This window comes from Legionella quinlivanii, from assembly GCF_900461555.1.
In the GTDB taxonomy this organism is placed as follows: domain Bacteria; phylum Pseudomonadota; class Gammaproteobacteria; order Legionellales; family Legionellaceae; genus Legionella_C; species Legionella_C quinlivanii.
Genome location: NZ_UGOX01000001.1, coordinates 265,230 through 285,864, shown reverse-complemented (window position 1 = coordinate 285,864; position 20,635 = coordinate 265,230). Strand labels below are relative to the sequence as shown.

Here is a 20,635-nt window from a genome sequence, read left to right as displayed (position 1 = left end):
TTTTGCTGATCAAAGGGATTTAGGGAATCATTCTAGCTCAAATATATTAGTTTGTACCAGTAAGTATAATTTTTTTTCAAATTTATTACATATGGGCTGATCTTGAAACTAAGCTTGATCCTTTAATTTCCAACGCTTATGCAGCCATAACCATTGTGCTGGATTGGCAAGAATTATCTTTTCCAAAGCCTGATTATAAGCCAGAGTATTCTGATAAAGTGATTCCTGGGTATTGCCATAATCCTGCCAGACGATAGGCTCATAGAACTCCAGAACATGCTTGCCGTTCGGCAAACGATAACCAGCAGCCGGAACTACCGGAACCCCAGTATGACGGGCAAAACTGGCAAGGCTGCGATAGGTTCCGGCCTTTTTTCCAAAGAACTCGGCAGCAATCCCATCCCGATTTACCAGCGAGGCATGCTGATCCAATACAAAAATGACTGCATGGTTATTATCCAGGGCATCACAAACCTGTTGTAAAGAATTCTTTTTAGGAATAACGTTCAACCCGGCACGGTAATATCTGCCAAATAGAATTCGCTCAATCGTTTTATTACCTAATGTGCGTCGAATAAAATGAAATTGTCCCTGAAACTCCTGGAAATTAAGGATTCCACCAAGCGGTGCAAACTCCCAATTACCAAAATGACCTGTTAAAACCAGCACTCCCTTTCCCTTACCGGCAACGGCCAGCATGCGCTCATGTCCTCTGACTTCCACACATTCCTTGAGTTTTTTCTGGCTCATAAAGCGCAATTGCAGGCCTTCCTTTATTGAAATCAGCAGGTGCGAGTAAAAGGCCTTTGCCAAGTGCTGCTTTTCAGAGAGGCTTAATTGATCACCATACACCTGATCGATATTGGCCATTACTACCGCTTTCCGATAAGGAAAATATCTGAACATTAAACGGCCTAAACGGGTAGTCGGCAAACTATTGATTGTATGCACTGATTCAGTCACAGGATTTAATCACCACACAAACATTCATACTGGCAAAGCCACGGTTGATGATCAACGCAGTGCGCTGATTCGCAAACTCCCGAGTGCTTGCGCTTAAGTTTAGCTCGGCACACTGAGCGTCTGGCTCAGTCAAATTGGCAATACCAGGAATGCATTTTTCAGTTATCGCCCTGGTCGTTAAAACCGTATCCAGCAACCCGGACGCGGTCAGGGTATGCCCCATTGCCCATTTATAGGCAGTTACCGGAACAGGCGCTCCCTGAACCAGTTCCTGAATGGCAAATGCTTCACTTAGATCAGATTTGGCATTGCCATTTCCATGAGCCACAATGAGATCGATATCAGCAGCACTCAGATTACAGGATGTCAGCGCTTGCTGGAGTAAACGCGCAAGTGAAGCTCCCTCCGCTTCCAGGGAAAACAGTCCAGCGGCCTCGGTGGAAGCAAGCCCGCCTGCGACTTCGGCCAGGCACACCGCTCCACGCGCTCTCGCGCTTTCTTCACTTTCGAGAATTAACGCGGTAGCTCCCTCAGCTAATACGGTGCCGTCATGCTCTTTATCAAAGGGCTTCAGGTGGCGGTCACTTAAAACGCCCAACTGGTTATAATAGAACAGCGCCTGCGGTTCGACGCCGGCGTCATAGGCAACCACGACCGCCCGATCAGCCTGACCTTGCTGTATTGAGTGATAGGCCTCAATCAAAGCCTGAGTTCCGCCTGCCGCATGGTTGGTTATATTATGGTTCGGGCCTTTAAAGCCGTAGGTAATCCCTGAATAGGCGAGCACATTGTTTGGAAGTATGCGTAAGAGCCACATGGGATGGACTTCATTAAATAATTGTGCGGCAAATTCCTGCATATTACCTTGTGACTTGGCAAGCAAGGGCAGAAAATCATACTGCTGGAAGTATTTGTTTCCCGGCGAGCCCACAAAAACGGCTGTTTGCTCATTGAAATGCTCGGCAGATTCCAGACTATCCCGATAGTCAATCATGCCGCTATGCTTAATCGCCTCCACCGCAGCATGTATACCCATCGCATCGTGTCTGGATATCACTTTCATTAATTTGCGATCAGGCAAAGCACGGCCAGGGTTGAAGTCTTTTAGTTCGCCGCCTAAACGAGCGGGCCACGAAGATAAGTCCCACTGGCGAATTTCTTCAATTCCTGTTTCGCCGGTTAAAACAGCATTCCAGGTTTTATCAAGGGTTTCACCGCAGGCGGTCAAAGCACTCAGACCAGTTATAAAAACCCGTTTTTTTTCGTTATTCATGAACAGATCCGCCAAACTCAGGATGTTTAAATAAAAGACAACTATTGGAGCCGCCAAATCCAAATGAATTGGACAACACAACGCCAAGGGATTTTTCGCGAGGGCCATCACTTACATAATCCAGATCACAATCCGGATCCCGAGTGGTTAAATTGGCCGTCATGGGAACTTGCGCATGCTGTATGGCAAGCACCGACAATGCGGCTTCCAAAGCCCCTGCCGCAGCAATCAGGTGGCCGGTCTGACTTTTGGTGGAGCTGACAGGCAAGCTATAAGCTCTCTCTTTGAAAACGGCTTTAATCGCATTGGTTTCACTAAGATCATTCATCTTGGTTGAAGTACCGTGTGCATTAATATAATCCACATCGCGGGCGGTAACGCCAGCATCAGCCAAGGCGCGTTCAATTGCCTGGCGGGCTCCATCACCATTGGGATGAGAGTCTGTGATGCGGTAGGAGCTGAGCGAATTCCCCTCTCCTGCAAGTTCCGCATATATCCTGGCACCTCGCGCCTTCGCCCTGTTCCAATCCTCAAGAATCAGAAACGCGGCACCTTCACCCAGTACAAAGCCATTGCGAGTGCCATCAAAAGGCCTGCTGGCAGTTGCTGGATGTTCATTATAAGTAGACAAAGCACCCAGAAGACAGAAACTGGATAACCCCAAAGGATTAATCATCGAATCAAAACCACCGGCCAGCATATAATCAGCCTCACCTCGGCGCAGCACCTGCAATGCCAGACCAAGCGCTTGCCCTCCTGAAGCACAGGCAGTATGTACTGAATTCGCATAGCCTTTGATTCCAAATTGCTGAATCAAAAGAGAAAGCCCTGAATTGGAGGTGGTTTTTCCAAAATCAGTCAGTTTATAGAAATCCTGCGTGTTTTTATTTAGCTCTGCCCAGTTGATATTTCCGTCAACAGCACAGGCTTTCTGGAAGCGTTGCAAGTATTCAAATTCAGCAGTCATCATGCCGCTGCCAGTGACTACACCCCAACGCGCTGCAGTATCAGCCTGCGGCTGAATTCCTGCGTCAGCAAATGCCTGCCGCGCCGCCTCCAGCGCAAAGCGGGTAAATGACATCGCAAAGCGGGTATCTTTGCTGCGCAGGGATTCGCAAAGCTCAAAGGATTTTACTTCGGCAGCGATATGTGCTGGAAATCCGGAGGCGTCAAATTGTTGAATTGTACTAATTCCCGACTGACCCGACATCAGATTTTGCCATGTGGAACTCACATCATTTCCCAATGGAGAAACAATGCCCAATCCGGTAATCGCTACTCGCTTTTTAGACATATTAATTTACCTTTCGCTGCCAAACCATTTCAAGAACACAGACTCTTTTCCCGTCAACTTCACTGCGGAAAACAAGTACCAGCTGCTCTTCATCCTGTTTCTTTAACTGAAGCTGGCATAGCACAGTATCGCCAGGATGCACAAAATCATTCATCTTGATTTTACGGAGTTCTTTAATTTTGAATTGATTCAATAATCCCATTCGCTCAATGAAATACCTTGCCAAATGGATTTTACACTCCAGCAAGACGGTCATCGGCAGTACTGGATTGCGGGGAAAATGATCTGGGAACCAGGGCGCTGCCCGGGTAATGCGCTTCTCAGCAGTCAACGCCAGACCAGGCTCTTCCTTCAGCACGCGGTCAAAAGTCATCGGATAGGCAATCGGTTGCCGCGTCGCATAAAACAGATTCTCGTCAATAGCCTGACTGCCGGCATTCCAGTCACCGGGGCGATTAATTTCAGCAAATTGCTCTCTCACCTCTTGTTCGGCAATAAACTGACTCATAGGCAGCAATGGGCCCAAGGCGCCATCTACTGTAAACACGAGGTCATCATTCACACGGGCAATGCTGTGATATTGAACCGCAGTATCGTCCAGCGAGTCGATAAACGACTCGAGATACAGAGTTTCTCCGAGATAGGCTGGACGATGCAGGCTGGCACTGGCAACAACCCCGGCAACCGGCCGATTGGCAAAATCCTGGGTATGCATGACATTCCAGGCCGCAAGCTGCCCCAGGGTTTCGCCTATAAATGAAGCAGGAAACACAAAGCGTCCTGTTTCATCTTGCTGTAAGTAGCCATCATCAGCAGTGATATGTTTAACACCGCGAATAAATTCACCCGGCGATAAGTGCAAGATCCTGTCGACAAATAGAAAACGCATCAAGCTACAGATTCGCTGGTTTTTTGTTCCTGTACTGCACTTACAACCAATTTGCAGAACGTTTCTACAGTAAACAGCATTGGAATTTCATTTACTTTCATGTTCGCTTTGAAATGCTGGGCAGGAACTTCACTTAAATAATTTTTCAGTGCCTGCATTCCCTTAACACTTAAGACACCGCCTTTCTCAAACTCGTCTTCAGGCAGATCTCCCCGTGCATTTTTCTCCAGTTGACCCCGCGGTATCTTAATACCAAACTCTTTTTCCAACTGAAATACCAAATCGAGGAAGTCAATTGATTCTGCGCCCAAATCGGCAATTAAACGGCTGTCAAGCGCAACATCTTCTTCATCAATAACCAATACATCAGCGATAATTTCCCGAACCTTGGGGTAAACGCTTTCTACATTCATACTTAATCCTCAGCAGTCTTCTAGCTTACAAATTTCAGGATTATAACATAAAATTTTCGCAATCAGCTACGAAATTGACGAAGCTCAAAGCTATCTGATAAATTTTACCAGTCAAAGCCCAGGCTTCTCTAATCAACCGACCTTGCTGTAGCCCGCGTCGACAAATAGTGTATGCGCATTAATCATTTGTGCCTCAGGCAGACAGAGAAGATAAACCGCATTTGCCACATCCCCTGTCGTTAATGGTCTGGAGGCCAATGAATGCGCCTGATATTCATCGAGAAGTTGTTCACGGTTTGGAAAATGTTTCAGAGCATCAGTATCAACCACCCCTGCTGAAACGGTATTAACCGTTACCTCATACTCAGCCATTTCCAGGCTCAGAGAACGGACCAAGGCTTCCAGGGCAGCCTTTGAAGCCCCAATAAAAGCATAATTAGGAATCGCGCGATGAGCGCCAAGGCTTGACAAAGCAATCACCCTGCCGCCGCGCTGCATCAACTCTCGTCCTTCAGACACTAAATGATTGAGGGCCAGAGCATTGGTTTCCATACACCAGCGCCAGTGTTTTGTAGACATTTTTAGGGCGGGCTTCAATACACCGCTAGCCGCATTACTGATCAGAAAATCAAGCCTGTCAAAATGCTCGCGAAAAATTGCAAACATATCCTTGACCGAGGCGTGATCAGCGACGTTTGCCTGAATGGCACAGGCTTTTCTTCCTAAGGACTTAATCTCCTCTACCAGTTCCAGGGCTTCATCCGAACTATTATAATATACAATTGCTATATCACTACCCGCTTTTGCCAATTTCAGGGCACAGGCTTTGCCAATACCTCGGGCGCCGCCAGTAATCAAAGCCACTCGATCATGAAACACTAAGGACATATTCAATTTCCCAAATATAAAAAATACGCAAGCTACCCTGATTAACGAGTACTGTCAATCGTTCAAAAGGCTTGTGTCAAGGGCATCAAATTTGTACCATCTGTGCTTTGTAATCATTGGCTTTGTCTGAATGAACTATTCTCTGCCTAAAACTGTTGTTCCCATTGCCATGCTGTTCTCTTTTCGCATGCTTGGTCTTTTCATGCTCATTCCTGTATTTTCTGTTCTCGCAGTTCAATTGTCCGGAGCCACGGCGAGCCTGATTGGAATTGCTTTGGGCAGTTACGGATTAAGTCAGGGGATTTTACAAATTCCCTTCGGTCTCCTTTCTGATCGCTATGGCAGAAAGCGCATGATTACCATTGGCTTGATTTTATTTGCCGCGGGCAGCCTCTGGGGCGCATTGACCCACTCTATTTATGGAATGATTGGAGCACGCATTGTGCAGGGTATGGGCGCAATTGGCAGTGTGCTTATTGCATTACTGGCTGATCTGACTGAAGATAAAGATCGTACCAAAGCCATGGCTATTTTAGGATTAACCATTGGCACGTCCTTTATTGCAGCAATGATAATAAGTCCTGTACTTACCCATCACTATGGGCTTTCGAGCATTTTCTATCTGACCTTTGTTTTATCGCTGCTCGGCCTGACATTTCTTTATACCCTTGTTCCTACACCGGCACAGGAAAGCTTTCATGCAGAAAGCGAAACCAATCCGCAATTGCTGCGTACTGTATTGCGGGATAGCAAATTACAGCGCTTAAACGCCGGTATTTTCTTTCAACATCTGGTTTTAACCTCCACCTTCTATGTGGTTCCCATGCTTTTAAAAGCCCAAATACAGCAAGGTAATTTAGGCCAGCAATGGCATTTCTATTTACCGGTATTACTTTTGTCCTTTATAGTCATGCTCCCCTTCATTTATATTGCAGAACGCATGAAAAAAATGCGTTTAATCTTCCTGACAGCAGTAGGCCTTACAGCCCTGGCCCAGCTCTTACTGGCAGTTATTCCATCAACACTATCCGCTTTGTTTATCCTGATTTTTATATATTTTGTCGCCTTTAATATTCTTGAAGCGTCTTTACCATCCATCATTTCCCGTCAGGCGAGTAAAAGCAATAAGGGCACCGCGATGGGGGTTTATTCAACCAGCCAGTTTCTAGGAATCTTTACCGGTGGTCTGCTGTCTGGTATCAGCTATCAATATGTCGGTATTTCAGGTTTATTCATTATGAACACTCTATACAGCCTGATTTGGCTTTTGCTTAGCTGGCCAATGAATGACATCAGTGCGAAAAGTGAAATTCAGAGTCGTACATGAATCGTAAAACTGGTTCAAAGGTAGAGATCAGAGGTCCTGATGGCAGCAAGGAATTGCCTGATCTCGATATAGCATAAGATTTGTTTCAATCACCGAAGCTCTATGAATTGTTGGCTTAAATTCGTTATAATCCTTTCCTAACTCGCAAGAACCTCAGGAGAAATGTAAAAATGGCACGTGGAATTAATAAAGTAATATTAATAGGCAATATTGGCGGTGATCCCGATGTTCGGTATATGCCTAATGGAAACGCAGTAACCACCTTATCAGTGGCTACCAGTGAAGCATGGAAGGATAAACAAACTGGTGATAAACAGGAACGCACTGAATGGCATCGCGTAGTCTGTTTTAATAAACTGGGTGAAATCGCCGGCGAATACCTGCGTAAAGGCTCAAAAGTCTATGTGGAAGGCAGCCTGCGCACCAGAAAATGGCAGGATCAACAAGGCCAGGATCGCTATACTACCGAGATAGTAGCCAATGACATTCAAATGCTTGACGGCAAAGGCAGTGCCTCCTCTAATTACAGCGATATGCCACAGCAGGCACCCGCTCAACAAGGAATGGGAAAGCCGCAGATGAGCTCCGCTGCTCATAATGCCTTTGATGAACTGGATGACGATATCCCCTTTTAGTAAGCACTAGAAGTAAACGTGTAAATTGTTTTTCCAAGAGCCCATATTTAATGGGCTTTTGTTTAATGAGCAGAACCAGTATCGTTAATGATATAGAGAATGCCCAGATTAATATCAAAATTGAATCAATCATGAAATATACCCGAATCGGCTCCCTTTTTTTTATCTTACTCTTTTCCGGGGCGTCCTTCTCCATTCAAAATCCCTCGCCTCATCTGGAATCGCTGACCATAGCCTCCATTCATAAGGGAATTCAAAATAAGCAATTCTCTTGCCTACAGCTAGTAACCGCCTATCTTGAACGCATTAAAAAATATGATTTAAGTGTCAATAGCCATGCACCTATCAATGCCTGGACTGAAATTAATCCTTCCGTTCTAACGCAGGCAGAGCAGTTGGATTTGTCTTTCAAAGAAACAGGTCTAATGTCAGGAACACTCCACTGTATTCCCATAATTTTAAAAGATAATATCGATTCCTTTGATACGACCACAACGTCTGGCTCTTACGCTTTATTAGGTAGTCAGCCGGTACACGATGCTTTTCTGGTAGAGAAATTGCGGGGTGCAGGTGCTATTATTCTGGGCAAAGGAGGGATGGATGAGTTTGCCTGGGGGATGTTTGGGATCAGCAGCCGCAGTGGAAGAATCGGGAATGTTTTTGATACCAGCAAGAATCCCGGTGGCTCTAGTGGCGGGTCAGCAGCTGCCGTCAGTGCAAGCTTCGCTTTGCTTGCTATTGGCACTGATAATAGCGGCTCGGTCAGGATTCCAGCTGCTTTCCATGGGTTAACAGGGCTTCGTCCAAGCACCGGATTAATTAGCCAACATGGTATTTTCCCTATGGGCAATCTGGACGGAACAGCGGGTCCAATTACACGTACCGTACAGGACCTGGCAATTTTACTGGATGTTATCGCCCAATCCGACTCCAGGGATCCAAAAACAATGAATATTCCGAGGGTAAAAACCTATACCGCGTTTCTCAATAAGAAGGGCCTGGTTGATAAACGAATTGCTGTTGTACGTAACGTTAATGGCCTTGATCCATTCAATAAAATGCCAGCGAGCATCAACAGAATAATCAAGAGTGCTATTGCAAATATGCAGCAAATGGGCGCAACCATCGTTGATATTAACCTGCCAGCTTTCGATAATGATCGTCAGAATAATCAGGCGGGAGAGATTCAGGATATTGATGCCTATCTTGCATCTTTTCCATCAACAAGAAGAAGTTTCCGTGATATTTGCCAATCCAATCGCACGAGAAATTTCGGCTCACTTAAAGATTGTCTTCACTTTATGGCAAGCATGGCCGACAAATCAGGCAGTTCGCATCAAAGAGCTTTAACCATTTTTGCCCAAAACAGAGCCTATATACAAAAAGTAATGGATCAAAACCATTTGGATGCCTTACTGATGCCCATTACTAGCCAAGGAACAGCTACCTATGATGCCATGACGGTGAACACCTGGCGTGCGCCCATCCCATCGAACGCAGGCTTGCCGTCTATTAGTATTAATGTGGGATATAGCGATGCTTTGCATATGCCGGTTGGAGTTGAACTGATTGGCAGGCAATTTGAAGAAGGGAAGCTCATAGAAATGGCCTATGCTTATGAAAGTCAAACATCTAAAATATCACCCCCAATGCCAGAAGAAAATTCGGCTTTATCAAGGCTGTCAATCCCTGAATTGAATAATTTATTTACTTTGTTAGGTAAAAACGCTTACGAAGAAATACTTATAAACAGCGAAAAGAATACCGACAAAGGAAGTGAATTGACTGCTGAAAAATTCAGAAAAATCACTGCCGACACGATTGAGAGAATGAAACCAGGCCCACAGAAATAATCAGGCTCTTGGCGAACAAATCCATTGTCACTACCAGGCCTATGTACTCGCAAACCAGGTTCGCACACTGAGAGATCTTGCATTCTCAGTAAAAACAGGTTATGACATGAACCAGAGTCAAGCCAGAAGTTCTACCACTGATAGACTTTAATCAGGAGAGTTACACTTAGAACATAGGATGAGCCAGCCTTGTATTTCCTGTGGTTCTACTGCAATAGAATTACTAAATTAATCCGAGCAGGAGGCCATATGCCAAAGAATTTTCTCAGTTTTTTTTGTATAGCGAGCAGCAGATCCAATAGAGGAGAATCATCTGAACCGGTTCGTTCTCCATTGGCTGACCATATTTACTTTCCGGATGTTGCCTATAAGGGTCATCCATTTATCTGGAAATATAATCGGCATAACAATACAGCCTCCACAAATTTTAAACTCTTGGGTACCGAAGAATACAATAAAGAGGAATTATCTAGTTATCTACGCCAGCATAAGGCAGATATTACCGTAACAGAGAGTCAGGCAATCATCCATGATGTACGGGTGCTTCGCGTTAAATATCCGGCAATTTCAATATTTGAAAAAACAGACACGGCGCTTCGCAGCACCCGCGCTGAAAATGGATCAACTCTGGCTGAGCAAAGACGAAGTTCGGCGGAGATTTATTTCCCGTCTATTTCCATGAATGGAAATCCATATTTATGGTACTTTTACCGCAGTCGCAACATTGCCATTTGGACTGGCACACTCGTTAATGGCGCTGAAGGGTATAATCACGAGGAACTCAAAAGTAAACTCATGATGATACCCGGGATAACTATGGAAAACGAAGAAATCGCGGTAACAAATGTTTATGACTTCTCAATTAAGCATTCGCTGAAATATCATGAGGATGAGGCCGCTCTAGCAGATGTTCACAACAATCGAAGAGTTAGTTACCCTTGAGAAAATAAAGAATATAAAAAATTGAAGAAGAAATAATTGGCTAAAAGCTTAGAGATGAATATTGCAAGTCGGTACAAATAAAAAAGCCCACAACTGTGGGCTTTTTTATACAACGAATCTATTCTTCGTTTTGAGCAGGTCTATCGACAAACTCAACAATGGCCATTGGTGCATTATCGCCTGCACGGAAACCACATTTAAGAACGCGCACATAGCCGCCTGGGCGTTTATTAAATCTTGGCCCCAGGATAGTAAATAATTTACCAACTGCTTCTTTTGATCTTAAGCGATTGAAGACATGTCGTCGTGAAGCAACTGAATCTTTTTTACTAACAGTAATCAGAGGTTCAATATACTTACGGAGTTCTTTTGCCTTAGGTAAGGTAGTTTTAATAACCTCATGCTCAATCAGAGAATTGCACATGTTAGAAAACATTGCCTTTCTATGGCTACTTGTACGGCTGAAACTTCGGCCAGAATTACGGTGACGCATTTGATAAGACTCCTATTAATCGCCTAGATTAGCTGGCGGCCAATTTTCTAATTTCATTCCTAAAGATAAAGAACGTGATGCTAAAACATCCTTTATTTCAGTTAAGGATTTTTTTCCTAAATTAGGGGTTTTCAAGAGTTCATTTTCAGTTTTTTGAACCAAATCCCCAATATAATATATATTTTCTGCTTTCAAACAATTTGCTGATCTTACAGTCAACTCCAGATCATCAACTGGTCTTAATAGAATAGGATCAAAATCATTTCTTTCTTTATTATCCGCTCTTGATTCTTCGAATTTCATATCGACAAAAGCATGTAATTGACGCTGCAGGATAGAAGCTGAAATACGAATAGCATCTTCAGGATCCAATGTTCCATTGGTTTGTAAATCAATGGTCAGCTTATCAAGGTCAGTACGGTTTTCAACACGAGCACTATCAACAAAATAAGCGACTTTCACTACAGGAGAAAAGGAATTGTCAATCTTCAATTTACCTACAGATTTACGCTCCAGATCATTCTCATAGTCACGAACAAATGAGTCAGTGGAATGGAAACCAACACCACGCTCTACTTTAAGCGTCATATCCAGTTTACCATTCTCGTTCAAAGTGGCAATGACCAAATCCGGGTTCACAATTTCCTGCCCTTGATTCAGTTGAATGTCACCTGCAGTAACTACACAAGGACCTTCTTTTACAAGACTTAAAGTGGCTTCATTACCGGAGGCAACTTTAATAGCCACTTGCTTCAAATTAAGCAGTATGTCAACAACATCTTCCTGTACACCTTCAATAGTACTGTATTCATGCAGAACACCAGCAATCGATACTTCAGTGATTGCCCATCCTGGCATAGAAGACAAAAGAATTCTTCTTAACGCATTCCCCAGCGTATGGCCATAACCGCGCTCGAGAGGCTCAAGTACGATTCGTGAACGATTGATTGAATCAGTTTGCACCTTAAGCACTGTTGGCGTCAGCATTTCGTTTATTTCAGTATACATTCAGCTATGTCTCCGAGCTTACTTAGAGTAAAGTTCAACAACCAGATTAACGTTAAAATCAGATGATATATCATTTAACGTAGGTGCAGATGTAAATGTACCTTTCATTGAACCAGAGTCAGCAGTTAACCAATCGCAAGGAGCACGTTGTTCGGATAAAGCGATAGCTGCTTTAATACGACCTTGTTCTCTTGCTTTTTGTCTAACTTCAACTTTATCACCAGCACTCAAAATGAATGATGGAATATTTACCAGCTGGCCATTCACCAGAATAGCTTTATGAGTAACAAGTTGTCTGGCTTCAGCTCTAGTGCTGGCAAAACCTAATCGATAAACAACATTGTCCAATCGGCTCTCAAGAAGGACCATCAAATTTTCACCTGTAGAACCTTTCATGCGAGCAGCTTTTTTATAGTAGTTTCTAAACTGACGTTCGAGAATACCATAATAAGTTCTGATTTTTTGTTTTTCGTCTAACTGCAGACCATAGTCACTCAAGCGACCTTTTTTGTCACCATGCTGGCCAGGTTTCTTTTCAGAACGGCATTTGGATTTAAAATCACGAACGCCACTTTTTAATAATAGATCAGTGCCTCTTCGTCTTGACAATTTGCACTTTGGGCCTAATTTTCTTGCCATTAGTTACTCCTGAATCTTATACGCGACGTTTCTTGGGAGGTTTACACCCATTATGGGGTATCCCTGTGACATCAGTAATTTCAACAATTTTGAAATCCTGAGAGATAAGCTCTCGAATCGTTGACTCACGTCCTGGGCCAGGACCATGAACGAATACTGCAACAGATTTCATACCATATTCTTTTGCAACAGCAGAGGCACGTTCAGTAGCAACCTGTGCAGCATAAGGAGTGCTTTTACGCGATCCTCGGAAACCAGAACCGCCTGACGTTGCCCAGCACAGAGCGTTACCCTGTCTATCAGTAAAAGTAACAATTGTGTTATTAAAAGAAGCATGAACGTGCACAATACCATCGGAAACGACACGTTTTACTTTTTTTCTTGTCTTTTGCTGCTTAGCTTTATTTGTAGCCATCTTACTATCCTGAATTATTAATTACTTGTGCCTTTGCGTCGCCCTTTACGGGTTCTAGCATTGGTTTTAGTTCGTTGTCCACGCAGAGGGAGTCCACGTCGATGTCTAAGTCCTCGATAACATCCGAGATCCATCAATCGCTTGATATTCATGGAAACAACTCGACGCAGGTCACCTTCCACAGTCATTTTAGCAATTTCGGTACGCAAGGCTTCCAGCTTCTCTTCAGGAACCTGGAATACTTTAGTGGACTCTTCAATACCCACTGTTTTACACAAATGTTTAGAAGTTGTTTTACCTATACCAAAGATTGATGTCAGTGCAATCACTATATGTTTGTTATCTGGTATATTTACACCTGCAATACGAGCCATTAATTTCTCCGTATGTTTACTTTGCTCTGCCGGAAAGGGACAGAAGAATACTATTTTATTGGATTAAAATCAAGCAAGATTAACCTTGCTTCTGTTTATGTCTAGCATCTTTACATATAACTTTGACATTTCCATGACGCTTAATAATTTTGCAGTTACGGCAAATACGCTTAACTGATGCTCTAACTTTCATTCATAACTCCGAGTAATAATCATAAAAGACCAGGTAATTTAGTACCTTTAAAATTGGCCTTTTTCATCAGTGAATCATATTGTTGAGTCATTAAGTGCGCCTGAACCTGTGCGACAAAGTCCATAATCACAACAACAATGATTAAAAGTGAAGTTCCGCCAAAATAGAAGGGTACATGCCAGGTGTACATTAATATCTGTGGCAGCAAGCATACCAGTACAAGGTAAATAGCGCCAATTAATGTTAGCCGGGTCATTACCGAATCAATATATTTTGTCGTCTGCTCACCAGGTCGAATCCCTGGAATATAAGCACCTGACTTTTTCAAATTATCAGCTGTATCTTTAGGGTTAAACACTAAAGCAGCATAGAAAAAGGCAAAAAACAGAACAGCTACCGCATAGACGATCAGATATAAAGGCTGACCGGGCGATAAAGCCATTCCAATATCAGCTAACCAGTCCATTCCTTTTCCCTTAGCAAAAAACTGTGCAAGTGTCGCAGGCAGCAGAATAATGCTGGAAGCAAAAATAGGCGGGATTACTCCAGACATATTTATTTTCAACGGCAAATGACTGGTCTGTGCGGCATATACTTTGCGACCCTGAGTACGTTGAGCATAGTTAACTCTGATACGCCTTTGAGCTCGTTCCATGAATACAACAAACCCGGTTACACAAACTACGATCAATGCAATCAAAATCAGACTCAGAGCCTGCATTTGCCCCTCTTTGACTTGCTGGAACACAGATGCAATTGCATTAGGCATACTGGAAACTATTCCAGAGAAAATGATAAGCGATATACCATTCCCGACGCCCTTTTCAGTAATTTGTTCACCTAGCCACATCAAAAACATCGTACCAGTAACCAATGTGACAACAGCCGTAAAATAAAATGTGAAATCAGCATGCAAAGCAATGTGCTGTCCAGCTAACCATCGAGCCATACCTAATGATTGAAAAACTGATAACAACAATGTCAGGTAGCGCGTGTATTGGTTGATTTTACGACGCCCTTGCTCACCTTCTTTCTTCAACTGCTCCAACTTGGGAGAAACGACTGAAAAAAGCTGAATAATAATCGATGCGGAAATATAAGGCATTATACCAATAGCAAATACAGTGACTCGGGATAATGCCCCACCAGAAAACATATTAAAGAGGCCAAAAATAGTATTTTGTTGTTCGCCAAAAAAATTGGCCAGTTTCTGTGGGTCGAGTCCAGGGACGGGTATATGCGCACCTAAACGGTAAACAAGAATCCCAAGAATGACAAAAAATATTCTGGTCTTTAATTCAGTCAACCCACTTTTGGGTTGACCTGCTATTTGCTTCCGGTTTTTCATAATTAGTCTTCTATACTTCCACCAGCCTGTTCAATCATTGCACGAGCTCCTTTGGTCACAGGAATCCCTTTCAATTTGACAGCAACATTGATCTCACCAGAAAGAATCACTTTAACGTTTTTAACCGCTGTATTAATCAGTCGGTGCCGACGCAAAGTATCCATATCAATGATTTCTTCTTCAATGGAAGCGAGTTCACTAAGTGTGATTTGATCATTGTATTTGCCAATGCGGGATTTGAAACCCATTTTAGGCAAACGTCTTTGAATAGGCATCTGACCGCCTTCAAAGTTGATCTTGTGGTATCCACCAGCACGGGCCTTCTGCCCTTTATGGCCTTTTCCGCTTGTCTTACCCAGACCAGAACCAATACCACGACCCAAGCGTTGCTTAGGACGTTTTGAACCTGGATCAGGCGAAAGTGTATTTAATTTCATTAGGCACACTCCTCTACACGTAACAAGTAGTGAACAGTATTCACAAGACCGCGGATCGCTGGAATATCCTGATGAATAACAGAACTATTTAATTTACCCAGGCCTAATTGTTTGACAATTAGAATATGCTTGGGCTTTCTACCTATTGTACTTTTTACCAAAGTAATTTTAATTTTTTTGCTCATGATTAGCCTGCCATCACTTCTTCAACAGTTTTACCGCGTTTAGCAGCGACATAATCTGGAGTTCCAATATTTGACAAAGCACCGATAGTTGCTCTGACGATGTTGCTTGGGTTAGTTGAACCAATACTTTTAGCAAGAATGTTTTGGACACCCAGTACTTCGAGAACAGCTCTCATTGCACCACCAGCAATAATTCCGGTACCTTCACTGGCAGGTTTCATGAATACCTTGGATGCACCATAGCTCCAGGTAATTTCGTGATGTATTGTATTTCCAGCCAATGGAATATAAGTCATATTCTTACGTGCTTGTTCCATCGCTTTCTGAATAGCAATCGGCACTTCACGGGCTTTACCACGTCCGTAACCAACTTTACCTTTTCCGTCGCCAATGACGACAAGTACAGCAAAACCGAATACTCGCCCACCTTTTACTACTTTCGCTGTTCGGGTCACAGAGACTAGTTTCTCTTGATACCCTTCAGTCATTTTGGATTCTTCAAATGCCATCACTGTTCCTTAAAAATTCAAACCAGCTTCACGGGCACCATCAGCAAGTGCCTTAACGCGGCCATGATATTTGTACCCAGAGCGGTCAAATGCAACATCGGTGATTTGATGTGCCTTAGCTCGTTCGCCAAGTAGTTTTCCTACCATTGTCGCCTGCTCAACTTTAGTACCTTTAATAGAACCTCTTGCTTCTTTATCAACTGTGGAACAGGAAGCCACTACACGGTCACCATTTTCACCGGGTACTATAATCTGAGCATAGATATGTGTAGTACTACGATAAACCACAAGGCGTGGACGACCGCAATACTTTTGTCTTGCTTTTGTTTTGGCTCCGCGTCTTACACGTGCATTAATCTTACTCATAATTTAAACCCTATTTTTTCTTGGCTTCTTTACGCGCAATTTGTTCACCAGCATATTTCACACCTTTTCCTTTGTAGGGCTCTGGTGGTCTGAATGCACGGATTTCAGAAGCAACCTGACCTAATAATTGTCTATCAATTCCTTTAATGATGATCGTAGTGTTGTTTGGACATTCAACAGTCACACCAGTAGGCAATTCATATTCAATGGGATGTGAATATCCCAATGATAAGCTGACAGACTTTCCGCTAGCTTGCGCTCTGTATCCAACACCAACGAGTTCCAAGGTAACAGAAAAACCATCAGTTACACCTTTAACCATATTGTTTAGAAGCGCACGGACTGTACCTGCCTGCGCCCAGGCATTGGGGTCATTAGAGGCTGGGCTAAAAGTGATTTTAGCATCATCTCTTGTAATAGATACAAGCTTATTGACATGTTGTGTCAATTCACCTTTTGGACCTTTAACAGTCATTTCATTTTTTGATAAAGTTAGCTCCACATTTGCAGGTAACTGTATCGGAGCTTTTGCTACTCTTGACATATTATTCCTCGCAAAAATTAAGCTACTTCACAAAGCACTTCACCGCCAACACGATTATTTTTGGCAGCGATGTGAGTCATTACACCTTTTGAAGTTGATAAAATGGCAATACCAAAGCCAGGAATTGATGACAACTCATTAAAAGGTTTGTAAACACGTAAGCCCGGTCTGCTAATACGTAAAATACGCTCGATGACAGGACGGCCGTGATAATATTTTAATTTGATTGTAAGAGTCTTGTGATTATTCTCTTCAGCTTGTACTGAGTAATCGAGAATGTAACCTTCCTCTTTCAATACGCGAGCGATTTCTTCCTTCAACTTTGATGAGTTGAGGGTTACGCTCTGATGCTTAGCCAGTTGACCATTTCTAATTCTCGTCAACATGTCAGCAATAGGATCATGCATACTCACACTTATTCTCCATAGAACCTTTGTTTACCAGCTGGACTTTCTACCACCGGTGACGTTTCCAGCAACTAATTGTTGACGCAGACAAATTCTGCACAAGCCAAATTTCCGATAGACTGCATGAGGGCGCCCACACTGCTGGCAACGCTTGTTCTGTCTAACTGGATTTGAATTAACAGGTAATTTAGCAAGTTGAGCTTGGGCGTCCATAATGACATCAAAATCGTTAGATGATTTGATCAGAACTTTAAGCTCACTACGCTTTTCTCTATATTTATTTACAAGCTTTGAACGCTTTCTTTCTCGTTCGAGCATTGATGTTTTGGCCACAGTAAATACCCTTCTTAATGTTTGTCTCTGTCTTTTAATGGCAAGTTAAACGCTTCTAGCAAAGCCCTTGCTTCCTCATTCGTTTTAGCACTTGTAGTAATACAAATATCTAAGCCACGGATCCCATCAGTTTTATCAAAATCAATCTCGGGGAAAACGATTTGCTCATGAATTCCCAGGCTATAATTGCCTGTTCCATCGAAAGATTTGGGGTTAAGACCGCGGAAGTCTCTTACACGTGGCAAGGTAATGGTGATTAAACGATCAAGAAATTCATACATCTTTTGTTTTCTTAACGTCACTTTGCATCCAATAGGCCATCCTTCGCGGATCTTGAAGCCTGCAATAGATTTTTTTGCTTTAGTGATAACTGGCTTCTGGCCTGTAATCAGAGTCATGTCATCGACTGCATGATTCATAATTTTCTTATCGCCAACCGCTTCGCCAACACCCATATTTACTGTTATTTTAAGGATCTTGGGAACTTCCATTACGCTTTTATAGCCGAATTTCTTCATCAATGATTCGACTACATTTGATTTGTAGTGCTCTTTAAGTCTTGCCATTTTCAATCACCCTGACTAAACAATATCAACTAATTCATTGTTTGATTTAAAATATCTGACTTTCTGATTCTTGCCATTCTTATCAATGAGCTTGAAACCAACTTTGTCAGCCTTTTTGGTTTGAGGATTGTACATAGCTACATTAGAGATATTAAAGGGTGCCTCTGTTGATACTATGCCGCCTGGCTGATTAATCTGCGGGTTCGGCTTTACATGCTTTTTAATCATGTTTGCCCCTTCAACCACAACGGCCACACCTAAAACCTTTTTTACTTTGCCAATATGGCCTTTACTCTTACCAGTGATAACAATTACTGTATCGCCTGATCGGATGCGCTTCATAATTTATCCCTCTTACAATACTTCTGCTGCAAGAGAGATGATTTTCATGAATCGCTCTCTCAATTCGCGTGTTACTGGACCAAAGATACGAGTCCCAATAGGCTCGTTTTGATTATTTAATAGCACTGCAGCATTGCCATCAAACCGAATCAACGAACCATCATCACGGCGGACACCTTGACTGGTTCTAACGACAACAGCCTTCATCACCGCACCTTTCTTAACTTTACTTCGAGGTATTGCATCTTTAATGCTCACTTTGATGACATCTCCTACTCTCGCATAGCGACGATGAGATCCACCTAGCACTTTGATACACATTACCTTGCGCGCTCCGCTATTATCAGCTACATCGAGCACTGTCTGCATTTGTATCATTCTACTCTCCAGCTCTAATTTCGACCAGAAAAAGGCTGCTGATTATACCAGCCTAATTGGAATTTTAAAAGTCATTGCAAACGAATCAGGAAATAACTTCAACCAATTCCCAGCATTTTGTCTTAGAAAGAGGTCTCGTCTCTCTAATTCTGACTGTATCGCCAATTTTGCAAACCTGCTGTTCATCATGAGCATGGAGTTTTGTTCGGCGCTTCATGATTTTACCATATTTAGGATGCTTAACTGTTCTCTCTACTAATACAACAATGGTTTTTTGCATTTTGTCACTAACAACTCGACCAACCATTATTCTTGCATTTGATTCACTATTCGACATGACTCTTTCCAACCTTTTCAGTCATAACTGTTTTTACTCTAGCAATTGTCTTTCTGACCAGACCAACCAGGTGTGTTTTTTCAAGAGAACCACTTGCTCTTTTCATACGCAGATTGAATTGCTCTTTTCGTAACTGGAGTAATTCCTCACTTAATTCCTTGATAGACAAGTTTCTCAATTCATTTAAAGTTTTCATTACATCACCTTACGTTCTTCAAACATTACCTTAAAAGGTAATTTGGCTTTTGCCAAGTTGAAAGCTTCTAATGCTAATTCTCTGGACACCCCTTCCATCTCAAACAGGATTTTACCTGGTTGGATTTGAGCCACCCAATATTCAACACTACCTTTACCTTTACCTTGACGAACTTCAAGAGGCTTTTGTGTAATGGGTTTGTCAGGGAATACACGAATCCAAATTTTTCCACCCCGTTTAATATGGCGTGTCATGGCGCGACGAGCCGCTTCAATTTGTCGAGCAGTCAAACGACCACGTTCAACCGCTTTTAGACCAAACTCTCCGAAGCTTACATTGGAGCCACGTTGGGCAAGACCACGGTTACGGCCTTTCATTTGTTTACGATATTTAGTACGTTTTGGCTGTAGCATGATTATAAATCCTCACTCATTTACTGCTGTCAGCGTTACGATTCTTTTGCGGAAGAACTTCTCCCTTAAAGATCCAAACCTTAACACCGATGATACCGTAAGTTGTTTTAGCTTCAGCAGTACCATAATCAATGTCAGCACGGAATGTATGTAGAGGAACACGTCCTTCACGGTACCATTCACTTCGAGCAATTTCAGCGCCACCTAGTCGACCGCTGACACAAATTTTGATCCCTTTAGCGCCTGATTTCATTGCAGAAGTAACTGCACGCTTCATTGCTCTTCTGAACATAACACGTTGCTCGAGCTGCTGTGCAATACCTTCAGCTACCAGAGTAGAATCAAGTTCCGGTTTCTTCACTTCTTCAATATTAAGGTGTACTGGAACCCCTAACTTGGAAGAAATCTCGCTTCGCAGACCTTCTATACCACCACCTTTCTTTCCGATAAGGATACCTGGTCTAGCTGTATGAATCGTGACTACTGCATTATTTGCAGGCCTTTCGATTTGAATACGGCTAATCGCTGCGGCATACAACTTCTTTTTAAGATCTTTTCTTAAATTAATATCTTCATTCAGGAGCTGTGCGTAATTTTTGCTGGCATACCATTTTGAATTCCAGCTTTTTACTATGCCCAAACGGATACCAATAGGATTTACTTTTTGTCCCATTC

Annotated in this window: 31 protein-coding genes; 4 read left to right on the top strand and 27 right to left on the bottom strand. The window is 42.9% G+C overall.

Features of this window, described 5'->3' with window-relative positions; translation table 11 throughout:
• Positions 1–108 precede the first annotated feature (108 nt).
• The 6 genes from DYH61_RS01360 to fabL all read right to left on the bottom strand — a co-directional run bounded on the left by DYH61_RS01360 (position 109) and on the right by fabL (position 5,720).
• The gene (locus tag DYH61_RS01360; protein WP_058507966.1) at positions 109–963 is read right to left on the bottom strand and encodes a lysophospholipid acyltransferase family protein; all 855 of its coding nucleotides are present in this window, start codon (positions 961–963) and stop codon (positions 109–111) included.
• Positions 956–2,236, bottom strand: a complete 1,281-nt coding sequence (locus tag DYH61_RS01355; RefSeq protein WP_058507965.1) for a beta-ketoacyl-[acyl-carrier-protein] synthase family protein — start codon at positions 2,234–2,236, stop codon at positions 956–958. Before DYH61_RS01355 ends, DYH61_RS01360 begins: the two co-directional genes overlap by 8 nt.
• Positions 2,229–3,530 (bottom strand): beta-ketoacyl-[acyl-carrier-protein] synthase family protein, encoded by a 1,302-nt coding sequence (locus tag DYH61_RS01350; RefSeq protein WP_058507964.1) that lies wholly within the window; start codon positions 3,528–3,530, stop codon positions 2,229–2,231. Before DYH61_RS01350 ends, DYH61_RS01355 begins: the two co-directional genes overlap by 8 nt.
• Position 3,531: 1 nt before the next feature.
• A complete protein-coding gene (locus tag DYH61_RS01345; protein ID WP_058507963.1) occupies positions 3,532–4,419 on the bottom strand; it encodes an ApeI family dehydratase in 888 nt (295 codons plus the stop codon).
• Positions 4,419–4,832, bottom strand: a complete 414-nt coding sequence (locus DYH61_RS01340; protein WP_058507962.1) for an acyl carrier protein — start codon at positions 4,830–4,832, stop codon at positions 4,419–4,421. Before DYH61_RS01340 ends, DYH61_RS01345 begins: the two co-directional genes overlap by 1 nt.
• Before the next feature lie 132 nt (positions 4,833–4,964).
• Positions 4,965–5,720, bottom strand: coding sequence for an enoyl-[acyl-carrier-protein] reductase FabL (gene fabL / locus DYH61_RS01335; RefSeq protein WP_058507961.1), 756 nt, complete (start codon positions 5,718–5,720; stop codon positions 4,965–4,967).
• A 130-nt stretch (positions 5,721–5,850) separates the two neighbouring features.
• Here fabL and DYH61_RS01330 point away from each other — a divergent pair, with 130 nt between their 5' ends.
• The 4 genes from DYH61_RS01330 to DYH61_RS01315 all read left to right on the top strand — a co-directional run bounded on the left by DYH61_RS01330 (position 5,851) and on the right by DYH61_RS01315 (position 10,477).
• Complete coding sequence (locus DYH61_RS01330) at positions 5,851–7,047, top strand: MFS transporter (protein ID WP_058507960.1); 1,197 nt, start codon at positions 5,851–5,853, stop codon at positions 7,045–7,047.
• A gap of 170 nt (positions 7,048–7,217) precedes the next feature.
• Positions 7,218–7,682 (top strand): single-stranded DNA-binding protein, encoded by a 465-nt coding sequence (ssb, locus tag DYH61_RS01325; protein WP_058507959.1) that lies wholly within the window; start codon positions 7,218–7,220, stop codon positions 7,680–7,682.
• Positions 7,683–7,747: 65 nt separating this feature from the next.
• Positions 7,748–9,535 carry an amidase gene (locus DYH61_RS01320; protein WP_234999862.1) on the top strand — a complete coding sequence of 596 codons (1,788 nt, stop codon included), beginning with the start codon at positions 7,748–7,750 and terminating at the stop codon, positions 9,533–9,535.
• Positions 9,536–9,784: 249 nt separating this feature from the next.
• Complete coding sequence (locus tag DYH61_RS01315; RefSeq protein WP_058507958.1) at positions 9,785–10,477, top strand: hypothetical protein; 693 nt, start codon at positions 9,785–9,787, stop codon at positions 10,475–10,477.
• A 118-nt stretch (positions 10,478–10,595) separates the two neighbouring features.
• Here the strand turns inward: DYH61_RS01315 and rplQ are convergent, their stop codons facing one another.
• The 21 genes from rplQ to rpsC form a co-directional block, all read right to left on the bottom strand.
• Positions 10,596–10,970: a 50S ribosomal protein L17 gene (gene rplQ, locus DYH61_RS01310; protein WP_058507957.1), complete on the bottom strand. Its 375-nt coding sequence runs from the start codon at positions 10,968–10,970 to the stop codon at positions 10,596–10,598.
• A 15-nt stretch (positions 10,971–10,985) separates the two neighbouring features.
• Positions 10,986–11,978: a DNA-directed RNA polymerase subunit alpha gene (locus DYH61_RS01305; protein WP_058507956.1), complete on the bottom strand. Its 993-nt coding sequence runs from the start codon at positions 11,976–11,978 to the stop codon at positions 10,986–10,988.
• Positions 11,979–11,996: 18 nt separating this feature from the next.
• Entirely contained in the window at positions 11,997–12,617 is a 621-nt protein-coding gene (gene rpsD / locus DYH61_RS01300; protein ID WP_058507955.1) for a 30S ribosomal protein S4, read from the bottom strand.
• Between the two features lie 16 nt (positions 12,618–12,633).
• On the bottom strand, positions 12,634–13,032 hold the full coding sequence (gene rpsK / locus DYH61_RS01295) for a 30S ribosomal protein S11 (RefSeq protein WP_058507954.1): 399 nt from the start codon (positions 13,030–13,032) through the stop codon (positions 12,634–12,636).
• 17 nt (positions 13,033–13,049) lie between these two features.
• Positions 13,050–13,406, bottom strand: a complete 357-nt coding sequence (gene rpsM, locus DYH61_RS01290; RefSeq protein ID WP_058507953.1) for a 30S ribosomal protein S13 — start codon at positions 13,404–13,406, stop codon at positions 13,050–13,052.
• 79 nt (positions 13,407–13,485) lie between these two features.
• Entirely contained in the window at positions 13,486–13,599 is a 114-nt protein-coding gene (gene rpmJ, locus DYH61_RS01285; RefSeq protein ID WP_083499241.1) for a 50S ribosomal protein L36, read from the bottom strand.
• Positions 13,600–13,618: 19 nt separating this feature from the next.
• On the bottom strand, positions 13,619–14,947 hold the full coding sequence (gene secY, locus DYH61_RS01280) for a preprotein translocase subunit SecY (protein ID WP_058507952.1): 1,329 nt from the start codon (positions 14,945–14,947) through the stop codon (positions 13,619–13,621).
• Between the two features lie 2 nt (positions 14,948–14,949).
• Positions 14,950–15,384: a 50S ribosomal protein L15 gene (rplO, locus tag DYH61_RS01275; RefSeq protein ID WP_058507951.1), complete on the bottom strand. Its 435-nt coding sequence runs from the start codon at positions 15,382–15,384 to the stop codon at positions 14,950–14,952.
• On the bottom strand, positions 15,384–15,569 hold the full coding sequence (rpmD, locus tag DYH61_RS01270; RefSeq protein ID WP_058507950.1) for a 50S ribosomal protein L30: 186 nt from the start codon (positions 15,567–15,569) through the stop codon (positions 15,384–15,386). The genes rplO and rpmD overlap by 1 nt, the downstream gene beginning before the upstream one ends.
• A 2-nt stretch (positions 15,570–15,571) precedes the next feature.
• Positions 15,572–16,078, bottom strand: a complete 507-nt coding sequence (gene rpsE / locus DYH61_RS01265) for a 30S ribosomal protein S5 (protein ID WP_058507949.1) — start codon at positions 16,076–16,078, stop codon at positions 15,572–15,574.
• A gap of 9 nt (positions 16,079–16,087) precedes the next feature.
• Complete coding sequence (gene rplR, locus DYH61_RS01260; protein WP_058507948.1) at positions 16,088–16,444, bottom strand: 50S ribosomal protein L18; 357 nt, start codon at positions 16,442–16,444, stop codon at positions 16,088–16,090.
• 10 nt (positions 16,445–16,454) lie between these two features.
• A complete protein-coding gene (gene rplF / locus DYH61_RS01255; RefSeq protein ID WP_058507947.1) occupies positions 16,455–16,988 on the bottom strand; it encodes a 50S ribosomal protein L6 in 534 nt (177 codons plus the stop codon).
• Positions 16,989–17,005: 17 nt separating this feature from the next.
• Positions 17,006–17,395 (bottom strand): 30S ribosomal protein S8, encoded by a 390-nt coding sequence (rpsH, locus tag DYH61_RS01250; protein WP_200823634.1) that lies wholly within the window; start codon positions 17,393–17,395, stop codon positions 17,006–17,008.
• A gap of 30 nt (positions 17,396–17,425) precedes the next feature.
• Positions 17,426–17,728, bottom strand: coding sequence for a 30S ribosomal protein S14 (rpsN, locus tag DYH61_RS01245; RefSeq protein ID WP_058507945.1), 303 nt, complete (start codon positions 17,726–17,728; stop codon positions 17,426–17,428).
• A gap of 14 nt (positions 17,729–17,742) precedes the next feature.
• Positions 17,743–18,294: a 50S ribosomal protein L5 gene (rplE, locus tag DYH61_RS01240; RefSeq protein ID WP_058507944.1), complete on the bottom strand. Its 552-nt coding sequence runs from the start codon at positions 18,292–18,294 to the stop codon at positions 17,743–17,745.
• A 15-nt stretch (positions 18,295–18,309) separates the two neighbouring features.
• On the bottom strand, positions 18,310–18,636 hold the full coding sequence (gene rplX / locus DYH61_RS01235) for a 50S ribosomal protein L24 (protein ID WP_058507943.1): 327 nt from the start codon (positions 18,634–18,636) through the stop codon (positions 18,310–18,312).
• A 12-nt stretch (positions 18,637–18,648) separates the two neighbouring features.
• Positions 18,649–19,014 carry a 50S ribosomal protein L14 gene (rplN, locus tag DYH61_RS01230; RefSeq protein ID WP_028388517.1) on the bottom strand — a complete coding sequence of 122 codons (366 nt, stop codon included), beginning with the start codon at positions 19,012–19,014 and terminating at the stop codon, positions 18,649–18,651.
• Positions 19,015–19,099: 85 nt separating this feature from the next.
• Positions 19,100–19,351: a 30S ribosomal protein S17 gene (gene rpsQ, locus DYH61_RS01225; RefSeq protein ID WP_058507942.1), complete on the bottom strand. Its 252-nt coding sequence runs from the start codon at positions 19,349–19,351 to the stop codon at positions 19,100–19,102.
• Positions 19,341–19,547, bottom strand: a complete 207-nt coding sequence (gene rpmC / locus DYH61_RS01220) for a 50S ribosomal protein L29 (protein ID WP_058507941.1) — start codon at positions 19,545–19,547, stop codon at positions 19,341–19,343. Before rpmC ends, rpsQ begins: the two co-directional genes overlap by 11 nt.
• On the bottom strand, positions 19,547–19,960 hold the full coding sequence (rplP, locus tag DYH61_RS01215; protein WP_058507940.1) for a 50S ribosomal protein L16: 414 nt from the start codon (positions 19,958–19,960) through the stop codon (positions 19,547–19,549). The genes rpmC and rplP overlap by 1 nt, the downstream gene beginning before the upstream one ends.
• A 16-nt stretch (positions 19,961–19,976) precedes the next feature.
• Positions 19,977–20,633 (bottom strand): 30S ribosomal protein S3, encoded by a 657-nt coding sequence (gene rpsC / locus DYH61_RS01210; protein WP_058507939.1) that lies wholly within the window; start codon positions 20,631–20,633, stop codon positions 19,977–19,979.
• Positions 20,634–20,635 lie beyond the last annotated feature (2 nt).